General features: G+C 38.6%; 16 protein-coding genes and 1 pseudogene. 3 read left to right on the forward strand and 14 right to left on the reverse strand.

All coding sequences use genetic code 11. The annotated features are described in order from the left end of the window. Nucleotides 1-26 precede the first annotated feature (26 nt). Nucleotides 27-1,052, forward strand: a complete 1,026-nt coding sequence (locus ATS76_RS12305; protein ID WP_058552372.1) for a metal-dependent hydrolase — start codon at nucleotides 27-29, stop codon at nucleotides 1,050-1,052. An 8-nt stretch (nucleotides 1,053-1,060) separates the two neighbouring features. On the opposite strand, the gene ATS76_RS12310 is transcribed toward ATS76_RS12305, so the two are convergent. The 5 genes from ATS76_RS12310 to ATS76_RS12330 all read right to left on the reverse strand — a co-directional run bounded on the left by ATS76_RS12310 (nucleotide 1,061) and on the right by ATS76_RS12330 (nucleotide 4,311). After that, complete coding sequence (locus ATS76_RS12310; RefSeq protein ID WP_082664347.1) at nucleotides 1,061-1,984, reverse strand: diguanylate cyclase; 924 nt, start codon at nucleotides 1,982-1,984, stop codon at nucleotides 1,061-1,063. Nucleotides 1,985-1,989: 5 nt separating this feature from the next. After that, nucleotides 1,990-2,796, reverse strand: a complete 807-nt coding sequence (locus ATS76_RS12315) for an alpha/beta fold hydrolase (protein WP_058552374.1) — start codon at nucleotides 2,794-2,796, stop codon at nucleotides 1,990-1,992. Between the two features lie 133 nt (nucleotides 2,797-2,929). Further along, complete coding sequence (locus tag ATS76_RS12320; RefSeq protein ID WP_058552375.1) at nucleotides 2,930-3,196, reverse strand: hypothetical protein; 267 nt, start codon at nucleotides 3,194-3,196, stop codon at nucleotides 2,930-2,932. Nucleotides 3,197-3,525: 329 nt separating this feature from the next. After that, nucleotides 3,526-3,912, reverse strand: a complete 387-nt coding sequence (locus ATS76_RS12325; protein WP_058552376.1) for an OsmC family protein — start codon at nucleotides 3,910-3,912, stop codon at nucleotides 3,526-3,528. Nucleotides 3,913-3,921: 9 nt separating this feature from the next. Then, complete coding sequence (locus ATS76_RS12330) at nucleotides 3,922-4,311, reverse strand: cytochrome b562 (RefSeq protein ID WP_058404205.1); 390 nt, start codon at nucleotides 4,309-4,311, stop codon at nucleotides 3,922-3,924. A gap of 638 nt (nucleotides 4,312-4,949) precedes the next feature. On the opposite strand from ATS76_RS12330, the pseudogene ATS76_RS12335 reads away from it, so the two are divergent. Further along, nucleotides 4,950-7,792, forward strand: a pseudogene (locus tag ATS76_RS12335) (TonB-dependent receptor domain-containing protein). A gap of 53 nt (nucleotides 7,793-7,845) precedes the next feature. On the opposite strand, the gene ATS76_RS12340 reads toward ATS76_RS12335, so the two are convergent. The 8 genes from ATS76_RS12340 to ATS76_RS12375 all read right to left on the reverse strand — a co-directional run bounded on the left by ATS76_RS12340 (nucleotide 7,846) and on the right by ATS76_RS12375 (nucleotide 17,011). Then, complete coding sequence (locus ATS76_RS12340) at nucleotides 7,846-9,624, reverse strand: sugar phosphorylase (protein ID WP_058552377.1); 1,779 nt, start codon at nucleotides 9,622-9,624, stop codon at nucleotides 7,846-7,848. Nucleotides 9,625-9,656: 32 nt separating this feature from the next. Further along, nucleotides 9,657-10,877, reverse strand: coding sequence for a hypothetical protein (locus tag ATS76_RS12345; protein ID WP_058552378.1), 1,221 nt, complete (start codon nucleotides 10,875-10,877; stop codon nucleotides 9,657-9,659). After that, entirely contained in the window at nucleotides 10,870-12,615 is a 1,746-nt protein-coding gene (locus tag ATS76_RS12350; RefSeq protein WP_058552379.1) for an HAD-IIB family hydrolase, read from the reverse strand. Before ATS76_RS12350 ends, ATS76_RS12345 begins: the two co-directional genes overlap by 8 nt. Nucleotides 12,616-12,759: 144 nt before the next feature. Further along, the gene (locus ATS76_RS12355; protein ID WP_058552380.1) at nucleotides 12,760-13,998 is read right to left on the reverse strand and encodes a uracil-xanthine permease family protein; all 1,239 of its coding nucleotides are present in this window, start codon (nucleotides 13,996-13,998) and stop codon (nucleotides 12,760-12,762) included. A gap of 138 nt (nucleotides 13,999-14,136) precedes the next feature. Further along, nucleotides 14,137-14,766, reverse strand: a complete 630-nt coding sequence (upp, locus tag ATS76_RS12360; RefSeq protein WP_006791732.1) for a uracil phosphoribosyltransferase — start codon at nucleotides 14,764-14,766, stop codon at nucleotides 14,137-14,139. Nucleotides 14,767-14,908: 142 nt separating this feature from the next. Beyond that, nucleotides 14,909-15,865 (reverse strand): kinase, encoded by a 957-nt coding sequence (locus ATS76_RS12365; RefSeq protein WP_058552381.1) that lies wholly within the window; start codon nucleotides 15,863-15,865, stop codon nucleotides 14,909-14,911. A 121-nt stretch (nucleotides 15,866-15,986) separates the two neighbouring features. Further along, the gene (locus tag ATS76_RS12370; protein ID WP_058552382.1) at nucleotides 15,987-16,409 is read right to left on the reverse strand and encodes a DUF4174 domain-containing protein; all 423 of its coding nucleotides are present in this window, start codon (nucleotides 16,407-16,409) and stop codon (nucleotides 15,987-15,989) included. 197 nt (nucleotides 16,410-16,606) lie between these two features. Next, nucleotides 16,607-17,011, reverse strand: a complete 405-nt coding sequence (locus ATS76_RS12375) for a hypothetical protein (RefSeq protein WP_152995646.1) — start codon at nucleotides 17,009-17,011, stop codon at nucleotides 16,607-16,609. Nucleotides 17,012-17,171: 160 nt separating this feature from the next. Here ATS76_RS12375 and ATS76_RS12380 point away from each other — a divergent pair, with 160 nt between their 5' ends. Next, complete coding sequence (locus ATS76_RS12380) at nucleotides 17,172-18,215, forward strand: IS110 family transposase (RefSeq protein ID WP_058552384.1); 1,044 nt, start codon at nucleotides 17,172-17,174, stop codon at nucleotides 18,213-18,215. A gap of 480 nt (nucleotides 18,216-18,695) precedes the next feature. Here ATS76_RS12380 and ATS76_RS19225 read toward each other — a convergent pair. Continuing rightward, a partial coding sequence (locus tag ATS76_RS19225) for a hypothetical protein (RefSeq protein ID WP_160327117.1) occupies nucleotides 18,696-19,115 on the reverse strand: 420 nt, incomplete at its 5' end.

The raw sequence follows: 19,115 nt of genomic DNA on the forward strand, positions 1-19,115 counted from the left end.
CAACATCATAAACAATAAGGAATAATATGGACTCGTTAACGCAGGTGGTGTTAGGCAGTGCTGTGGGCTACGCCGTTCTAGGGAATAAAATTGGCCGTAAAGCCGTGTTGTGGGGCGCGGCTCTTGGTACCTTACCTGACTTAGATGTGTTTTTGCCTTATGGCGGGCCTGTAGAGTCATTCACTTATCATCGAGGTTTTAGCCACTCTTTTTTTATTCACTTGTTAATAAGTCCACTTATTGTGTGGCTTATCTTAAAAATACATACCGGCATGCAAACCTATAAAATGAGATGGTTTTGGTTGGTGTTTTTGTGTTTATCAACTCACGCATTACTGGATAGTTTTACGGTATATGGTACGCAACTAATGTGGCCATTTACCGAGCATCCGTTTGCGTTATCAAATATGTTTATTATCGACCCCCTCTATACACTTCCATTACTGTTGGGGGTGGTGTGCACGTTTCTTCCTAAAGTATCATCAAGCACCGCTTACAAAATAAATAGTATCGCGCTTGGATTAAGCTCACTGTATTTATGCTCATCACTCATTTTAAAAGTCATAATTGACGATAAAGCACAAACTGCACTTAGTGCACAAAATATAGCAGTTGATCAGTATATAAGTACGCCAGCCCCTCTTACTACATTGCTGTGGCGTTTTGTTGCTATGTCTGATGGGCAATATTATGAAGGCTATGCATCTGTATTCGATAAACCAAGTGAAGTCACTTTACACGCTTACAACACAACCCCTGCGTTATTAAATGACATTAAAAATGAATGGGGTGTAAAACGATTGCAATGGTTTACCAAAGGGTTTTATTCAGTACATGAACAACAAAATAACGTGGTGCTTTCGGATTTACGTATGGGGATGGAATGCCAGTATGTATTTAATTTTAAAGTGGGTAAAATAAACTCAAACGGAGTAAGTGTTGCTAGTTTTGAAAAGTTTAGTCAAAGACCGAGCTTTAATGATATTGATAAAATATGGGATCGGATTTGGCAACCCAGCAATTCACTTATTAAGAATACGTGCGACAACTAAAGTAGCTATTAAAGGTTACCCTTGTCGCCATATAGCTGCGTTCTATTTTTACCACGTGCTTTGGCTTCATACACTGCATTATCGGCTTGTGTAAATAAATCAAGGAATGACTTAGTATTGTTACTTATAGTCAAACCAATACTCACAGTGACAGGGTTATCATTCACTAAAACCGTTGCAATGAGTGTATGCAGCCTATTACAAAATAGCACAGCACCTTTTTTGTCAGTGTCGGGGAGCATGATTAAAAACTCTTCCCCGCCATAACGCGAGATTAAATCTGTTTGACGACCAAAGTTTTTAAGTACTTGCCCAAGTTCTTTTAAAACTCGGTCACCTTCTAAATGACCAAAAGTATCGTTAATTATTTTAAAGTCATCTATATCTATAACAAGTAACGCAATTGTTTGCTTTGACCTTAACGATTGGTCCAATAACAACCCACTTCGGTAATTCATTTCTCTTCTGTTTAATAAGCCTGTTAGCTCATCGGTTGCTGCTAAAGACTTTAGTTTTTCAGCTTGCTCTTCTAACTTTTCTCGTGTTTTTATCAACTCATCGTAAAGCTGGTCTTGCTTAGTTGCATTAAACAAACTCCAGAACACCAATCCCTCTTCATTTATCTGCGCGTTAATAGTCATCGGGGTTTTTCGCCCTTGCCCATTAAAAATGATCAACTGCATTTCTTCAGACTTTTTCTCATGAAGTACGGTGGGAATAAGGTAGCTTTGAAAAAAAATTCTTGACGATTTTGTCAAAATTTTATTTATATTTTGACCCACTAACTCGTCCGGCTTCCAAAGTAAGTGGCTTTCAAAATAGTTGTTTACGTAAACAATTGTATTTTTAGAGTCAGTTATTAAAGCACCGCATAGAAAGCAGTCAACTGAATAAGTTGTTGGTGGTACATTGTTTGGGTTGAATTTACTCACACCAATTACTGTATGTAATTAATAATAGATTCACTTACAATCTCGGGATGAGTCATTTGTAAACAATGACCTTGGGCGTTTATAACAATGAGCGAGCTGGTTTCTATCTCTTGTTTGACGTACTCACCAACAGATACATCCGCCAAAGCATCATCTTGGCTTTGCAAAATTAATGTAGGTTGTTTTATTTTCTTTAATAGAAAACGATAGTCAGAAAAAAACGTCGCCTCTGCGAAATTTTTGGCTATAACAGGATCGGTAGAACAAAAACTACCTGAAAGCTCGCCAATCAACTCAGCCGAGTTAGCATTACCTACAACTAAAGGTGCAAGGTAATCAGCCCAACCGATATAATTTTTATCCATTAAGCTTAATAATTCTTGCAAGTCTTCTTTATCAAATCCACCTTGGTAATCTGGGGGGAAATTTAAAAAGCAAGGCGATGGGCATACCATAATTAACTTACTAATTAAATCAGGCCTTTCAAAAGCAGCTAACGCGCCAATCATACTACTGACAGAATGACCAACAAATACAACATCAGATAATTCCAAAGTAGTACATACTTCTATAACATCTAATGCATAACCTTCTAGTTTCTTGTATCGCTGTTTGTCGTATTGAGATATATCCGAATTACCTGACCCCACATAATCGAAAAGCACAATCCTAAATTGCGCATCTAAATAAGGGGTTAAAAAACGCCACATGTTTTGGTCACAACCAAAACCATGTCCGAATAATAATGTTTTGGGGCCGCTACCAATTATTTTTACGTTATTTCTAGATTTTATTGTTTCTGAATTTAGCACGTTAAAATACGCCTTTATCACAAGTAACTAATCAATGTTGTCGCTAAGCTATTAAAAGTTAATTTGTATTCACTTTTAACTAAATTAGCAGCCATATAAAAATACTTTTAAACATACTTACAATAGTACAGAATTAATTCTGGTGTTCGTATTGGCCTCTGTATACCTCAAAAACTTTTAGGACTGTGAGTTGTTCTTTTGACAAATTATCGTACCAATCATCAAATAATTCGTCATTATCTTGCTCACTCAACGCCATATAGTGAGCCAGCAACTCAATAATATCGTTGTGGTTGCATGCAAGATGGTTAACTTGCTGTGCTAAGGCACTATGGTCGCGCTCTCTTAGGGTTTCCATTACCCCTTGATCTATTTGTTCTTGTTGTATTGCGTCGCTCATAAATTACCTCAGTATCTACTGTATATATTGTTTAACTATTTTTATTATATTATTTATAGTTATAACAGCCTAAAAATGAATAGCCAGTATTTTTGATCTAAGTGATTATTTTTTGATTTGTTTGTTTAAATAGTCAACAAATTTACGGTTTAAAGCAAAAAATCGCAGATATTACGAGTAATCATCAAACTAGAAACAAAATAAGAAATGGCTATGGCGCGAGGATTTATAATAAAGGCATTGGTAAATTTGCTAACTTTTGAACCAAAAGCGCAAGAGGTAAATTTTTAATAAAACAGGCAACACTTTAAGTGCTACCTGTTAACACTTTATTTTACTACGACAGAAAACTCAGGCGCGGCTTGAATTACTTTTTTTACCGTACACGTATTCACTGCTGCAATAAGTGCTTTTTTGTACTTTTGAGGAAAACCATCAGGTAAGTTAATTTCGATAGAAAATAGTTTTTTACCGTTCTCATCTACATTTTCATTATTTTGTGTAAGTGTCATTCCCTCTGTAGAAATATCACGTTGCTCACAAAATTTGCGGGCATAAAACCCGGCGCACAACACCATGCTTACTAAAAAATAATCAAATGGTTCTGGGTGCTCTGCACCACCACCGGCAGCAATACTTTGATCGCTAATTACTTCTAAATCACCAAATTTTGCGCTTTGCTTTTGGCCATCTAATAATGAAACTGAAATTTCCATAATTGTTCCTTACTTTCCAAACAATAATTCAAAAAAGCCGGGAGGCTCATGTAGTTTATGATACTTTTTACGTAAATTATCAATACTTTTTAGTGGTACTTTCGCTGCTGCTAAGCCTTGTTCGTTTGCCACTTTTTTAGCAAGCTTTGCCTGAGAGAGCACTTTATCAAGACCTTGCACAGATTTTTCAGGTTCTTGATAAAACTTGGCTGTTTTACTTACTTCAACCAGGTTAATAAACTCGTCAATTGCTGCATTAAAATCTGTAAGCTGAGTAGCTTGCACTGCCTTTTTATATGCAAGACCCGTGTTTTTCATATTTAACTCTAGGTCTACAGGCTCGCTTGCATTACTTAATGTGCTCAATAATAAAATAATAACGAAGTAACAATATTTCATGAAAAACCCTATATTTTTAAGTCTGTTAATTGTATCAAGTAAAGAGTTTAAAGTAACGAAGCAACAACGACTTAATACTGTAAAGGGGGTTTACATTTAATTAGTAAAAAATAAATTAGCACACAATCACAACAAATAAGCATCATTTAAGTCACTGGATAATGAAATTTACTCAACCTAAAAATTTTTTTAAATAGCGCCGTTAAAACACATGGTCATTAAACATTCAAAAGCACACATTTATCTTACATTTAAGCTTATTTAGTAAGCTAAAACAGAAGCCATTACTAAAATTTACTCTTGCATCCACCAGCCGAAATAAACAACAAAAAGATCAAAAATACGACGTTAAATTTAATTTTACTCACCCAATGTAAATAGCATAACTAAAGAAGGTAAATAAAATAGTAAATAGCGATCTATTTATCAGCAAAACTTAAACAAAATTTACAAAATAAAACAACATAAACAAAATTAATCAAACAAGAAAAGTTAACAATAGCAAGGCCTGCAGAGGGTTTATTCTTATTTATTAGCATGTAATAATCGATAATTCTTTAGCTAAATGTGATAACAACGTTGTCTATTAATAGCAGCGTTGATAAACATTTTTAAAACAAAAACCCATCAGGGAACACATGAAACATTATTCTTTAATTTCTAATAGCATAAAATGTGCACTACTAACCGCTGCTGCAACAGCGAGTAGCACAGTATTCGCTCAAGAAGAGCAGATAGCAAAAAAATAGAGCGCGTTGAAGTAACCGGCTCTCGCATATTACGTGAAGGCGCTATAGCACCGGCTCCCGTAACAGTAATTACTGGCGATCAACTAATAAATAGTGGCGCCGTTAATATTGGTGAAGCATTAAACAATCTCCCTGCACTGGGTAGTACTTACTCAATGGCTAATTCTGGTCGCTTTATAGGTACTGCAGGTTTAAACATTCTTGATTTACGTAATATGGGAACAGACCGTACACTTGTACTTGTGAACGGTAAGCGCCACGTATCAAGTTCTGCGGGTTCACAATCTGTTGATACCAATACAATACCAAGTGTATGGATTGAACGCGTTGAAATTATTACTGGTGGCGCATCTGCCGTATATGGTGCTGATGCTGTAACGGGTGTAGTAAACTTTATATTAAAAGATAATATTGAAGGCTTAGATGTAAGCCTGACCCGAGGCTTTGCCGATCTAAATAGCTATAACAACAAAAAAGCGACTTTTTCATATGGTTCAAACTTTAATGATGACCGAGGGAATGCCGCTTTTGCAGTAGAGTACTCTTCACAAGAGTCGTTAAATGCTTTAGACCACCCATGGACAAGCACATCGTTCAGAAGCTTACGTAATCAGGCTCAAACCGATGAAAATAAAGACAGCGCAGATTTCCCTGACAAAATACTTACACCTAATGCCGGCTACTACGCGATTAACAACGCGGGTGTTTATGCATTAGAAAACGGTTACACGAATAGCTTTAACCCTGATAGCACAGCACGCGATCTATACATTGGCGACAATGTTGACGGCCTGTCATGTGCTAACTGTGACTTTTTTAACTTAGGCCAATTTGAAGAAATACAACCTGAGTTTGAGCGTTACAACGTAAACTTTAAAGTTAATTACGATGTGACTGATGATTTAAATGCATACTTCGACGCTAAATACGTAAATAGCCAAGGCGAGAGCATAGGCCAACCTGCGTTTTTCTTTTTTGATAGCGACAATAGCATTAAGCTAGATAACCCGTATCTAGACCCAAGTATCAAAGCCCGTATGGAAGAAGAAGGTGTTGAGTCAATCATGGTAAATCGTATGATGACTGACTTAGGCCGACGCATTGAAAACAACACACGTGAAACAACACGTTTTGTTACAGGCTTACAAGGTACTGTATTTGAAGATTGGGAACTAGACACGTCAATCGTATACGGTAAAACAGAATTAGAGCGCGAAAACGGCGCTAACATGATTTTAGCTAACTACTTTAATGCGCTTGATGCCGTTGAAGATGCAAATGGTAATATTGTGTGTCGTAGCGCAGAGGCGCAAGCTGATGGCTGTGTACCTGTTAATATTATGGGATTTGGCGCACCAAGCCAACAAGCCATTGATTACATAAACACAGTGTCTATTGGCGACTCTACCATTGAGCAAACTGTTGTTTCAGCTTCGCTTGCAAACGGCGCTATTTTTGAGCTACCAGCCGGTTATGTGGGTATTGCTTTTGGTGCAGAGTATCGCAAAGAAGAAAGCGAAACGAACGAGCCGGATAACGCAGAAGGTACGTTCTTTAACGCGCTTGGCGAAGATAAAGGCTCATTTAATGTACGCGAAGTGTTTTTTGAAGCTTCAATGCCTATCTTAACTGACTTACCGCTTATTCAAGACTTAGTTTTTGATACCGCAGTACGCCACGCAGATTACAGCACCATTGGTGATGCAACCAGCTGGAAGCTTGGTTTAGATTGGACGGTAAACGACGAGTTACGCGTGCGTGTAACGCAATCTGCTGCCCTTAGAGCACCGAATATTGGTGAAGTGTTTGGCGCACCTAGCCAAACTTTCTACACAGTTGACGACCCATGCCGTGCAGAAAACCTAAACGACTTGTCAAACAGCACTACCCGTCGTGCTAATTGTGCTGCATTAGGTGTAGCAAATGATTTTAACTCAGACTACGATTCAGCGTCTTTAAATGGCTTAACAAGCGGTAACCGTGACGTAAAAGGTGAAGAATCTACAAGTACAACGGTAGGTATTGTTTACCAACCAGAGTTTATTGAAAACGCAGTATTAACTATCGATTACTGGGAAATTAAACTTGAAGACGCCATTGATACAATCAGCGCGCAAGATATTCTTGACCGCTGTGTAGACAGTACTACAGGCATCAATAACCAGTACTGTAATTTAATTACGCGCGATACAAACAGCGAGATTTCATTAATCCAAAACTCTGTATTAAACGTGGCGGGTCAAAAAGCGTCTGGTGTTGATTTTGAATTAGGTTACGATTTTGACGCCCTTGAAGGGAGTTTTAAAACGCGTTTAATTGGTACTTACTTAATCGAACGTAAAGACTATCCATTCCAAGATGATCCAAGCAACTTTATTGAAGCAGCAGGTACATCTGGCGAAGCTAAATGGCAAGCCAACTTATCTGTAAGCTACTCAATTGACCGCTTTTTCAGTACTGTTGAAACACGCTTTATTGACGAGGTCGACTTATACACAAACGTTGAACTTGCTCAAAACTCAAACCCTAATAGCAACATGAACTACGGTAAATACTTTATCACCGATATGACCGTAGGTTACAGCTTTGATAGTGGTGTTGGCGTTAAAGTAGGTGTAGATAATCTATTTAACCGTGAGTTACCATACGGTACACGTGGTACAGGTGCAGGCAGTGCAAGCTACGATAACATTGGCCGCTTTGGTTATGTTAGCTTCTCTTACAAGCTTTAAGACCATTTAAAGTAAACAATAATAGGCCAGACAACGATTGCCTGGCCTATTTGTTATTTTATATTACTTAGCCAAACACATTGATAAGGTTCAAGCTCAATAGTTAACTGCCCTTCCTCTATTGTTTTTCCCGACACTAAGTCAAACCACTGCTGAGTATTAATTAAATTTAAGTCAGCCAATAAAAGCGTTTGCGGTTTATCGCTAATATTAAATACACAAAAAATACTTTGTCTGCGGTCTATACTCTGGCGCCAAAAGCCAAATAATCCTCCAGAAAGATGCAACGTAAACTGAGTGGCATTAGGGTGAAAGGCACTTTGTTTTTTACGTACACCTAACAAATTTTTAATTCCGGAAAACACTTTGTGGTGGTGGCTGTATTTTTCGCCAATTGCGGCTAATAGTTTTGACTCTTGCCAACGGTGGCGGTTAATGGCCCTATTGTGTTGCGAGTTTTCAAAACGTTCATAATCATTGGTTGTGGCAAGTAAACTATGAATGTATAAGCCCGGTATTCCCTCAAGCGCAAACATAATCGCATGTGCGCACATAAAACGCTCAAAGCCAAATTTATCAGGCCCATTATGCGTCCCTTGCATTGCATCAAATAATGCAATATTTAACTCATACGGTGTGTGAGTACCATCGTTACTGGTTCGCATTGAAACCCGGCCACCAAACTGCATGGTCGTACTTACCAATGACGCCACCTCTGTTGGTTGCAACAACCCTTCAATTGGCCTAAGCCCTATACCATCATGCGATGCAATAAAGTTAAAGTATGCGGTACCGTTTTGAGCCGGTGGCATACTCATCATCCAATGCTTAAGTGCCGTACTATCGCCACTTAATAAGGTATGCAGCAGTAACGGAGGTAAAGCAAAGTTATAAATGGCATGCGCTTCATTGGCATTACCAAAATAAGATAGGTTTTCTTGGTTTGGAATATTAGTTTCAGTGATGATCACCACACTTGGCTCTACATGCTCAATGAGTGTGCGCATTAGCCTGACAGCTTCATGGGTTTGAGGCAGGTTAATACAACTTGTATTAAGTTGTTTCCATAAAAATGCCACAGCATCGAGCCTAAAAAGCCGCACGCCATTATCTAAATAATGACGGATAATACCTACAAACTCTTTTAACACCTCAGGGTTAGCAAAATCAAAATCAACCTGATCATGGCTAAATGTGCACCATACATGCTTTTCACCACTAGGTGTTGTGACAGTATTGAGTAAAGACGACGTGCGTGGACGAACAACTTGGCTTAAATCATCGGTTAAACTAGCGGTTTTAAAATAATCTTTGCCAGGGTGTAAATCATTTAAAAAATTTTCAAACCACACACTTCGGCTCGAGCAATGGTTAATAACTAAATCAGCCATTAGCTTTACATCTTTAGCAATGCGTTTTATGTCTTCCCAATCACCTAACGACTCGTTAACTTGCACGTAGTTCATAACCGCAAAGCCTTCGTCTGAGCTATACGGATAAAAAGGTAAAATATGCAGTGCGTTAATTTGCATATCGCACTGCTCTTTTATAAATCGGTGCAATGTTTTAAGCGGCGCTTCAATTGGATTTGACACTGCAAACTCTGCGTCATCGTGTTTGATAATCGAATCACCATACGCAATAAGTACAATATCTTGCTCATCCCACCGGTTTGTGTGGGGTGTTGGGTCGCGAAGAGGACTGTCACCTAAAATAATTTTTATCAGTTGCTGTGCAAACTCTGGTATCGACAATGGCAGCTCAACATCTTGATAAATAATGTGTAGATGCTGCTCTACTCGCTGTAAAAATAATTCATTCACTGTACTCACACGCGACTCCTTTAACCGTTTATTATTTTAACTTAGCTATATTCTTCGTTATCGAGTTCTACCGCTTCTTTTAAACGCTCAAATACATCTGGCATAGCCGACACTACACGGTTCCAACTTGGCACAAATGGCGCTTCCATTGGATTATCTAAAAAGTGTTGGCCTGCTTCCATAATGTTTTGTGCAAACATTTCTACGGCTTTTTCTTCTTGGTGAACATCCAGTGTTAAACCATTCATAAGCGCATCGTTGTGGTAAGTTTCTATAAAATCTAAGCCAATGCGGTAGTACGTTGCTTTTAATGAACGAATTGTCTCGCTGGTAAACGTTACCCCTTGCGTAGCGAGCTTTCTAAATAATGCTTTAGTAATATCAATCGACATTTTAGACAAGCCAGCGCTTTGGTCGTCAAGCGACAGCGCTTGGTGCTTATGATCGTAATTATCGGCAATATCTACTTGGCACAAACGGTTATGCGAATAGTTACGATACATTTCACTCAATACGCCTATTTCAAGCCCCCAGTCACTTGGTATACGAATATCGTTTAATACATCACGTCTAAACGAAAACTCACCCGCTAATGGGTATCTAAATGAATCCATGTACTCAAGGTAGTCTGTATTACCTAAAATTGTTTTAAACGAACGTAACAAAGGCGTCACTAGTAAACGCGATACACGGCCATTAATTTTGCCGTTGGCTGTACGCGGGTAAAACCCTTTACAAAACTCGTAGTTAAAGCGCGGATGTGCAACCGGATAAATAAGACGCGCAAGTAAGCTTCTGTCGTAGGTTAAAATATCGCAGTCATGAAGTGCAATAGACTCAACCTCAGCGGTTGCAAGCTTATAGCCCATGCAATACCAAACGTTACGCCCTTTACCGAGTTCACGTGGAGCAACACCTAATTCTTGAAGCTCTTTGTCAAGTGCTTGCAAGCGCGGGCCATCGTTCCATAACACTTTATGATTTTGGTTCAGCTCTTTAAAAAAGCCGAGTGCGTGGCGGTACTGTTGCTCATCGGCTCGATCTAAACCAATTGTTATTTGTGATAAGTACGGCACTTCTCTTAATTCTTTTATTATATTTTGAAGTGCAGGGCCTTCTAATTCGCTAAATAAAGAAGGGAGTATTAATCCCATAGGGCGCTGTTTACTAAAGCCTATTAGCTCTTCTTCTAGCGCTTCAATGGGTCTGTCTGCAATGTTATGCAAAGTCGTAATAATGCCATTTTGATAAAAATCAGCCATGTGATTTTTGCTCCTCAATAGTATTTAAAATGCTGCTAATGCTTGGCAGTGTTGTTATTTCTTCAATCCAGCCTTGCGGCGCGGGCGATTGAGAATAACGTGCCTTGTTATGTGATAATTTAACCGGCTTTTTACTGCTTGGGTTATTGATGATGATGGCGATATCAGCGTGTTCTAACATTTGCTTGTCGTTGTCACTATCACCGAGTGCAATTACTGTGAGAGGCTTTCTAAAATGTTGGGTAAATTGTTTAACTAACCACTGCTGCGCAGCGCTTTTGTCTGTGTTTTTGGCAATATGAATAAAGCGGCCCCCTATTTTTATGTCGTAGCCTAATGCCGTTACATCACTTACAAAAGTGTTCAGCAACTCATTACTACCATACCAATATAAAGGGTCTGAATAATCACGGGTTTGAGCTCGCCTAGCCTGAGCGTTGTTTAAACCTGTAAGCTCGCTTATTTGCTCGCTGCTTAACTCACTAAATAATTTATAATGTGCCTTGTATTGCGCATCTAATGAGTCTAAATCATTTAACAAGCTTGATAATGGCGACGCTAACGCGTAACACCAATAACCACCGACTTCTTTACAACCTATAGGCTTGAGCTCAAAGTAGCTTTGCGGAATAAATACCGCAGCGCCATTTTCAACAATAAAAGGTTGCTGAATGTTTAACTCATTTTTTATTTCAACCACTTCGCAAAATGTTTTGCTGGTGTTAAATACCACGGGTATGTGTGCACTTTGTAACTGCTGAAGTAATTCGCTCACATTACTTGTGTTGTAATCGGTATGATCGAGTAAAGTACCGTCTAAATCAGTAAAAATAATAGGCTGTAACGTATCGTCACTTGTTAAGTGCATGCTTGCTATGTCGCGATTGCTGTCAAGTTCAATCAATGCGTTTGCTTTGCGACTCAATGTGTTTAAATTTTCACGCGTTATGCGCTCAAAGTGGGAAATAAAATAAACTAATTGTTCATCGGTCATGGTGCCAGCACCAACACCATTTTTAGCTATTAGCTTTTGTTCTTGCTCTTTGCGCCACGTATAAACATCTGAAAAGCTAGGCGCTTTGAGCATAATTTTATAATCTATTTTATTAAAAATAGATTTATATTCGTTTGCTAAGCAGCTATTTATACACCGACGCCACACACCTTCTTTGTCGTTTAATTGCTCTAATTCATTAAGTGGCTCACTGAGAGAAAATAGCGGCTGAGGCTCGCTACCTACGCACCACCCTTCTAAAATCACAATATCAATAGGGGCCGTGGTTGCTATCCAATCTTGCTTTGCGACGCAGTCATCTTGATGTTTATTAAAACGCGGTAATACAACCCCTACCTCACCAGCTAATAGCTTAGATATTGTTGTGTTCATTAGCTCGGTGTCGTGCGTGCCCGGTACACCACGTGTTACAAACAAAGGATGCACATCTTCGGCTAGTTGTTTGCGGCTTTCTTTACCTAGGTAAAAGTCGTCAATCGATAACGCAATCGTGTTTAATGAGGTGTTGTTACTAAACCAAGTAACTAAAAAGTCAGCTAAGGTTGTTTTGCCTGAGCCTTGACAACCATTAATGCCAACAAAAAGAGGAGTTGATGATTTTTTTGATTCGAGAATGTCATGTGCAAGGGGTACAAAGTACTGCTCACTTAAATATTGGTACTTTAAAGGCAGTTGATGCTTTGCTAAAAACGGGGTTATATCCACAATATTGGCCTCTGACATAGTAACTCCTTAAATACATAGTGTTCAGAGTACTAAATGCAGGGACTAGACCAACATTATTTTTATAACCTTTTTAATAGGTTATAAAAAAGGCACGTTTTAAACGCGCCAATTTGGTGCAAATATTTTAACTAATGTGCAAAGTTATGCAGCGTTTTGCTCTACTTTGGGGAGTACTAAATTAAGCACTAAACCTAAAACGGCACACAAGCTAACCCCCTCTAAACTAAATTGACTGCTACCTATGTGCATACCACCTATGCCACATACTAAAATAAGGGCAACAATAGTTAGGTTACGAGGGGCTGTTAAATCATCGCCCGACTTAACTAACGTATTTAATCCAACGACAGCAATCGAGCCAAATAACAAAATCATAATCCCTCCCATCACAGGCACCGGTATGGTTTGTAATCCTGCTCCCATTTTGGCAATAAACGCCAAGGCAATTGCAATAATAGCGGTCCACATCATTACTTTGGGATTAAAGTTTTTAGTCAGCATTACCGCACCAGTCACCTCTGAATAAGTGGTGTTTGGCGGGCCTCCAAACAACGACGCCGCAGACGTTGCTAATCCATCACCAAACAAAGTACGGTGCAAACCTGGCTTTTTCAAAAAGTCTTTTTTAGCCACTTGGCTTATCGCCATCATGTCGCCTATATGCTCAATAGCTGGCGCAATGGCCACAGGCACCATAAATAAAATTGCCTGCCACTTAAATTCAGGTAAGGTAAAATTAGGTACAGCAAACCAATGTGCATTAGTTACAGCTTCAAACTGCACTACACCCAGTGCAAGCGATAGCCCATAACCAGATATTACGCCTGCTAATATGGGAATTAATTTAAATACACCTTTGCCCCACACTGCAAATATAAGCGTAACCACAAGTGAAAACATGGAAATTAAAATAGCACTGTTATAATCAATTAACTGAACACTGCCATCACCTGTTTTACCCATCGCCATATTAACCGCAACAGGCGCAAGTGCTAAACCTATCACCATAATAACGGGGCCAACAACAACTGGAGGTAAAATTTTATGGAGTGTAGCGACACCTTTAAATTTAACGAGTAAGCTTAATAACATATAAGCTACGCCGGCGGCCATTAACCCGCCCATCGTAGCGGGTACGCCCCACATTTGTACACCAGCAATAATGGGTGCTATAAACGCAAACGAGGAGGCTAAAAATATAGGCACCTGCCCTTTAGTCACCAATTGAAATAGTAATGTGCCTATACCTGCCGTAAAAAGTGCAACACTTGGATCGAGCCCTGTTAATAGTGGTACCAATACCAACGCACCAAATGCAACAAATAGCATTTGTGCGCCAGTTAAAATTGTTTTAATTGAAAATGTTGCGTTACCTTTCACTAAACACTCCTAAATTTAATTATTGCTTTTTGCCGTTATAAAGTTAGTAAACAAACACGAAAAAGGCCTTCCTCAGAAAGCCTCTTTTATAATTGCGTTGCCTATAACACAAAAACGATTAACGCTTATCAATAGCAACTATACCGTGCCAAATATTTTATCACCTGCGTCACCTAGACCGGGCACTATATACCCTTTTTCGTTTAAGTGGCTGTCTACCGCTGCGGTAAATATTTCTACATCAGGGTGAGCTGCTAAGGTTTTTTCTACCCCTTCAGGGGCTGCAACTAACACTATAACTTTGATTTCTTTACAGCCCGCTTTTTTTAACATGTCTATTGTGGCAATCATCGAGCCACCTGTTGCAAGCATCGGGTCGATAACCAAGCTAAGACGTTGTTCAATGTTACCAACCAACTTCTCAAAATAAGGAATTGGCTCAAGCGTTTCTTCGTTGCGTTGAAGGCCAACTACACTCACTTTAGCCGCAGGCAGCAACTGCATAACACCATCCATCATACCTAAACCTGCACGTAAGATAGGAACCACCGTAATTTTTTTGCCTTTAATATGTTGTACGTTAAGTTTGTTGCCGTCCCAACTGGTTATTTCATTGTCTTCAAGGGGAATATTTTTCGTTGCTTCGTACGTTAATAATGTGCCAACTTCTGAGCACAGCTCACGAAAGCTTTTAGTGCTAATGCCGAAAGCACGCATTAAACCTAATTTATGTTGAACAAGTGGATGAGTAATAACGTGAATAGCCATGATGAAAACCTACTTAGACAATAATTAGCGATATTTTATATTAAAAATGACCATTTGACCTGTAGTTTTAAAGCAATTCTAATACATTGTGCGCAAATATATGTGTTTGTTTGATATTTATGCACAACACAATACTTAAAATTTAGTTATTTGTTTTAAACCAACGAACAACTTGCTCATGCATATAACTATTTATTTTATAATGCTCTGGACTCCACCCTGCTAAAAAACGATGAAAATCAGCCCACGCAGCAGGCCACAACGCTTTCCATTCATTTGTTACTGCGTGAACAGTTATATCGGGTTGATGAAGAGCTAGCGCATGCTCTAGCTCATCGAAATAATATGCAAGTTCGTTTTCTGCATGAGCATATAGCTCTTCACAGCTAAAGCAGCTCGTCATAAAGTACATAACATCGACTATACCAACGCCAGCACCTGTGTACTGAAAGTCGTATCCACGTATCTCATTATTTGAATTAACAGCAAAGTTTGCCAGTTTAGCATCGCCATGGATTAACGTTTTATACTTAGCATGTTCTAGCTGATAAGCTAATTTTTTAGCAACTACTTTTATATCAAACTCGTTATTAGGGTTTGACATAAGCGCGTTAAATTCATCTGGCCGAGTATTTAAATGCCAATAACACCCCTGGCCCCATAATTCATCATGCTGCTTATTCAAATTAAACGCATGGAAGTGAGCAAGCCACTTTATTATTGGCTTTAAATGCAACGAGCTGGCTTGCGTAAACCCAAACTGAGTAAAATTTTTAAATACCAGCGCATACTCATCGCCACAATTAATAGCACTCACACATTCAATACTGTTTGCTGTTTTAGGTAAGTGCTGGCTGTAATGCTTATAAAAATTATATTCAACATTGTAAGACTGCTGCTTTCTTTTTAATGCAAATTCGCTTTGCTTAATTTTTGGATGGTTTATGTGACTGGGTATTTTAATCGCCTTAATAACACAAGGCACATTATCAAGCCTGCACTCAATAATACTGCCACACCCGCTCCACAGGGAAGTAAGTGTTACACCTATTTCAATATGTTTAAAGTGAGGCTGTAATAAAGAAAGGTAAAATGCCATAGCTGTATTAAGTTATTAATTTTTTGTAGTTTAACATTAGACGAAGTTATAGGTGAAAGTACTTAATAATAACCATACAGTTTAATGGGTTCACTGCTTTCTTTTTCAAATGACATCTATCTTAGTTTTTTTGCTGTATTTCTCGTTGTCGCATATACATAGCGTCTATGTTCAAAAAGAGTGCTTTAACATCAACGGTGCTTCCTTGAGATTTAATGCCCCCATCTTTTCCTATTAAAGTAACGGTATTTTTTTTGAGTCGGTACTGCTGTTTAATATTCGACATAAATGACTCGGATAATTGGCCAGAGTAATTAGTTAAAGCCTCACTGTCTTTTAAAATAAACCATACTATATGCCGGTCAACAATGCCCTCTGAGTGATTTTTCATAAGGCTTAATACGTAATCTGGATCTGTTGGTTGATTTACGATGATCAGCCTGTTTTCCCATCGTAAAGTGAAAAAATCATTCAATAGAGCACTTTCACTGGCATTTGAAAACAAGCCAAGTGCAAGTAAAAAAAGGTATCTGAGTTGTCTCATAGCATAACCTAAAATTAGAATTTAATTATTAAATACGCTCTGTTTAACCTTGTAGTTTTGCTTATTTTATTTTTTGGCGTTTATAGCTGTAAAATATTTGCGTGGGTATCGTTGTTGTTTTTGTTTTGACCCGCTTAAAGTGCAAAATTTAGAATGGGTGTCATGTTGATTTTTACCATCGTCACTTGTTAGGTAACCTATTTATCCCAAGCTTCCAGACCCATGTGTTTCTTAACATTTTCGTTTAGTTTCGCATAGTCTTTAAATAATTTGGCAAATGGCGGTTCTTCTCCAGCGAAGTAACCTATCTGTGCAACATACACAGATTCATTATCTTGTGTCACATACCTTGTTACCCAAGCAGGATGAGCGGGATGTTCTATTGTAGTAAAAGCGATATTTGCACGTTGAGCATCATCAGAAAAAACCACCAAATTTTGTTCTTTATAAATTCTTTTAGTTTCACCGAACTCTTTAGTTACTAAATCGAAGTAACCCTGCCATTGTTCAACTGAGATTTTCGCGCGAGGAAAAGGTTTTATTTCTGCGGTATTACCGCTCAATGAAACAAATAACAAAACTAGAAATATACACTTATTCATCTGGTTACCTAACGCCCCAAGCAGCGGAAAACGCGAACGCTTTGGCGCAGCCAGTGAGTGATTTTCCGATGACTTGGCTTGATACTCATTGAGCCTCCTCCCCAGCATCGCGATTATTCGCTACGCTGAAAAGGCAACCAACCTTACAGGAGAAAGCTCAATGAACTTTTACAATAACATGCATCCATATTATTGTGGAATCGATTTACACGCGCGATTACTTTACGTCTGTATCATTGATAATACAGGACTTATCCTTGTTCACAAGAAAATTAAAGATGACCCAGAAGCACTATTAAAACTACTAAAACCGTATATCGGTGACATTGTAGTTGGCGTAGAATGCATGCACTGTTGGTATTGGGTCGCTGACTTTTGTAAAGAACACACTATCGACTTTATTCTCGGTCATGCTTTGTATATGAAAGCAATTCATGGCGGTAAAGCCAAAAACGATAAAATAGATTCATATAAAATTGCCAAACTCATCCGTGGGGGGAACTTTCCGCTTGCTTATGTGTATGACAAAGATATGCGTGCTACGCGCGACTTATTACGCAGAAGAACTAAAATTGTTCGCCACGGGGCTGATTTAAAAGCCCATGTCGCCAATACCGCCAGCCAGTACAATTTACCTGCCCACAACGTGAATTTAAAGAACGTCTGCGACAGAGAAAAGATGCGTTATTACTTTCCTGATCCCGTTGTTCAACGCTCTATTAATTTAAACATGGCCATACTCGATTGCTACCACAATGAGCTTAAGCCTTTAGAGCATTATATTGAACAAATGGCCAAGCAACACAATCCTGTCCACCTTAATATCTTGCAAACAATTAATGGTATAGGCCGCATTCTCGCACTTACCATTATTTATGAAATTGGTGACATCAATCGCTTTTCAAGCGTACAAAAGTTCGCTTCATATAGTCGGTTGGTCAAATGCAAAGCAGAGTCTGCCGGTAAAACCTATGGCTCCCAAGGCAACAAAATTGGCAATGCACATCTAAAATGGGCGTTCTCCGAAGCCGCTGTATTGCTGCTGCGTCACAATCACAACGCCAACAAATACCTCGAAAAACTACAAAAACGAATGAGCAAAGCCAAAGCACTGTCAGCGCTTGCGCATAAGCTTGGTCGCTGTGTTTATTATATGCTTAAAAAAGAGACGGTATTCGATGAAGCAAAATTCTTAAAGAGTTAGTCACGGTACTGAGTGAGCTGAACATCTAACTGGATATAAGGCTGAGCATCAATCAATTGGGTGAGTTAATAACCAACAAGGTTTAACCTGATTATATGCCTACAGACCTAAGCCACTTGTCTTGATTAGACGCTCAGTACGCGTGCATTAATACAATAAACAAAGTCGCTTACACCTGACTTGAGCCTGAAACTAACTGGATCATAATGATGAAACCAGCCGCCTTGAATAGTGCCATGATGAGGTTAACCGATGAATGTCTAGTGCCCCAGCAACCCCAAAAGGATATGGGAAAAACCTGGCTGCGATGAGATCGCAATAAGAGAGCCTCTATATGTGTTTGCCGTAAGCTACTTGCTTAACAGCCGTATCGACAGACGAAGTAACGAATTTGTTTATTGGTTTAGAATTGACCGTCAATTTATAAAAACGGTCAAAAAGAACACTAATGCCTATTGACAGAGTTAAGGCTCATATGTGTTATATGCCTGAACACCAAACATTTAATTTAGCATTTTTGTTATACACACCGCTATCATTGTTAAACAAACCTTGCACCATTTCTGGTAATTCGCAAAGATTAAGTTTGCATTTAAATGGCAATTTATTGTGCTCTCTTGATACTACACTAATACGTAGTTGACCAGCTAACTCATCGAACCAACAATAAAATTGCATTGGGACTGAATTAGTTTTAGTTGCGTGAACATCCCTACAACCTAGTATAAAGTTGGTAATGGATTCTTTACCCCATAGAGCTAATTCATTCTCCGATACACCAAAAATAATAAGATGTTCGTTAGCTTCATGATTTATGTCAGATGAACTAATTAAGGTTACTTCCTCATTTAATTCATCTAACCAAGTTTGCAATGTGCGATGTAATTTCATAGGCATATA

Source organism: Pseudoalteromonas sp. 10-33, assembly GCF_001469195.1.
In the GTDB taxonomy this organism is placed as follows: Bacteria; Pseudomonadota; Gammaproteobacteria; order Enterobacterales; family Alteromonadaceae; genus Pseudoalteromonas.

Bases quoted from the DNA above. Each gene is read 5' to 3' on its own strand.
- ATS76_RS12305 (WP_058552372.1), top strand. From the start codon at position 27: ATGGACTCGTTAACGCAGGTGGTGTTAGGCAGTGCTGTGGGCTACGCC.
- ATS76_RS12320 (WP_058552375.1), bottom strand. From the start codon at position 3,196: ATGAGCGACGCAATACAACAAGAACAAATAGATCAAGGGGTAATGGAA.
- ATS76_RS12325 (WP_058552376.1), bottom strand. From the start codon at position 3,912: ATGGAAATTTCAGTTTCATTATTAGATGGCCAAAAGCAAAGCGCAAAA.
- ATS76_RS12330 (WP_058404205.1), bottom strand. From the start codon at position 4,311: ATGAAATATTGTTACTTCGTTATTATTTTATTATTGAGCACATTAAGT.
- ATS76_RS12345 (WP_058552378.1), bottom strand. From the start codon at position 10,877: ATGGCTGATTTTTATCAAAATGGCATTATTACGACTTTGCATAACATT.
- ATS76_RS12350 (WP_058552379.1), bottom strand. From the start codon at position 12,615: ATGTCAGAGGCCAATATTGTGGATATAACCCCGTTTTTAGCAAAGCAT.
- upp (WP_006791732.1), bottom strand. From the start codon at position 14,766: ATGGCTATTCACGTTATTACTCATCCACTTGTTCAACATAAATTAGGT.
- ATS76_RS12365 (WP_058552381.1), bottom strand. From the start codon at position 15,865: ATGGCATTTTACCTTTCTTTATTACAGCCTCACTTTAAACATATTGAA.
- ATS76_RS12370 (WP_058552382.1), bottom strand. From the start codon at position 16,409: ATGAGACAACTCAGATACCTTTTTTTACTTGCACTTGGCTTGTTTTCA.
- ATS76_RS12375 (WP_152995646.1), bottom strand. From the start codon at position 17,011: ATGAATAAGTGTATATTTCTAGTTTTGTTATTTGTTTCATTGAGCGGT.
- ATS76_RS12380 (WP_058552384.1), top strand. From the start codon at position 17,172: ATGAACTTTTACAATAACATGCATCCATATTATTGTGGAATCGATTTA.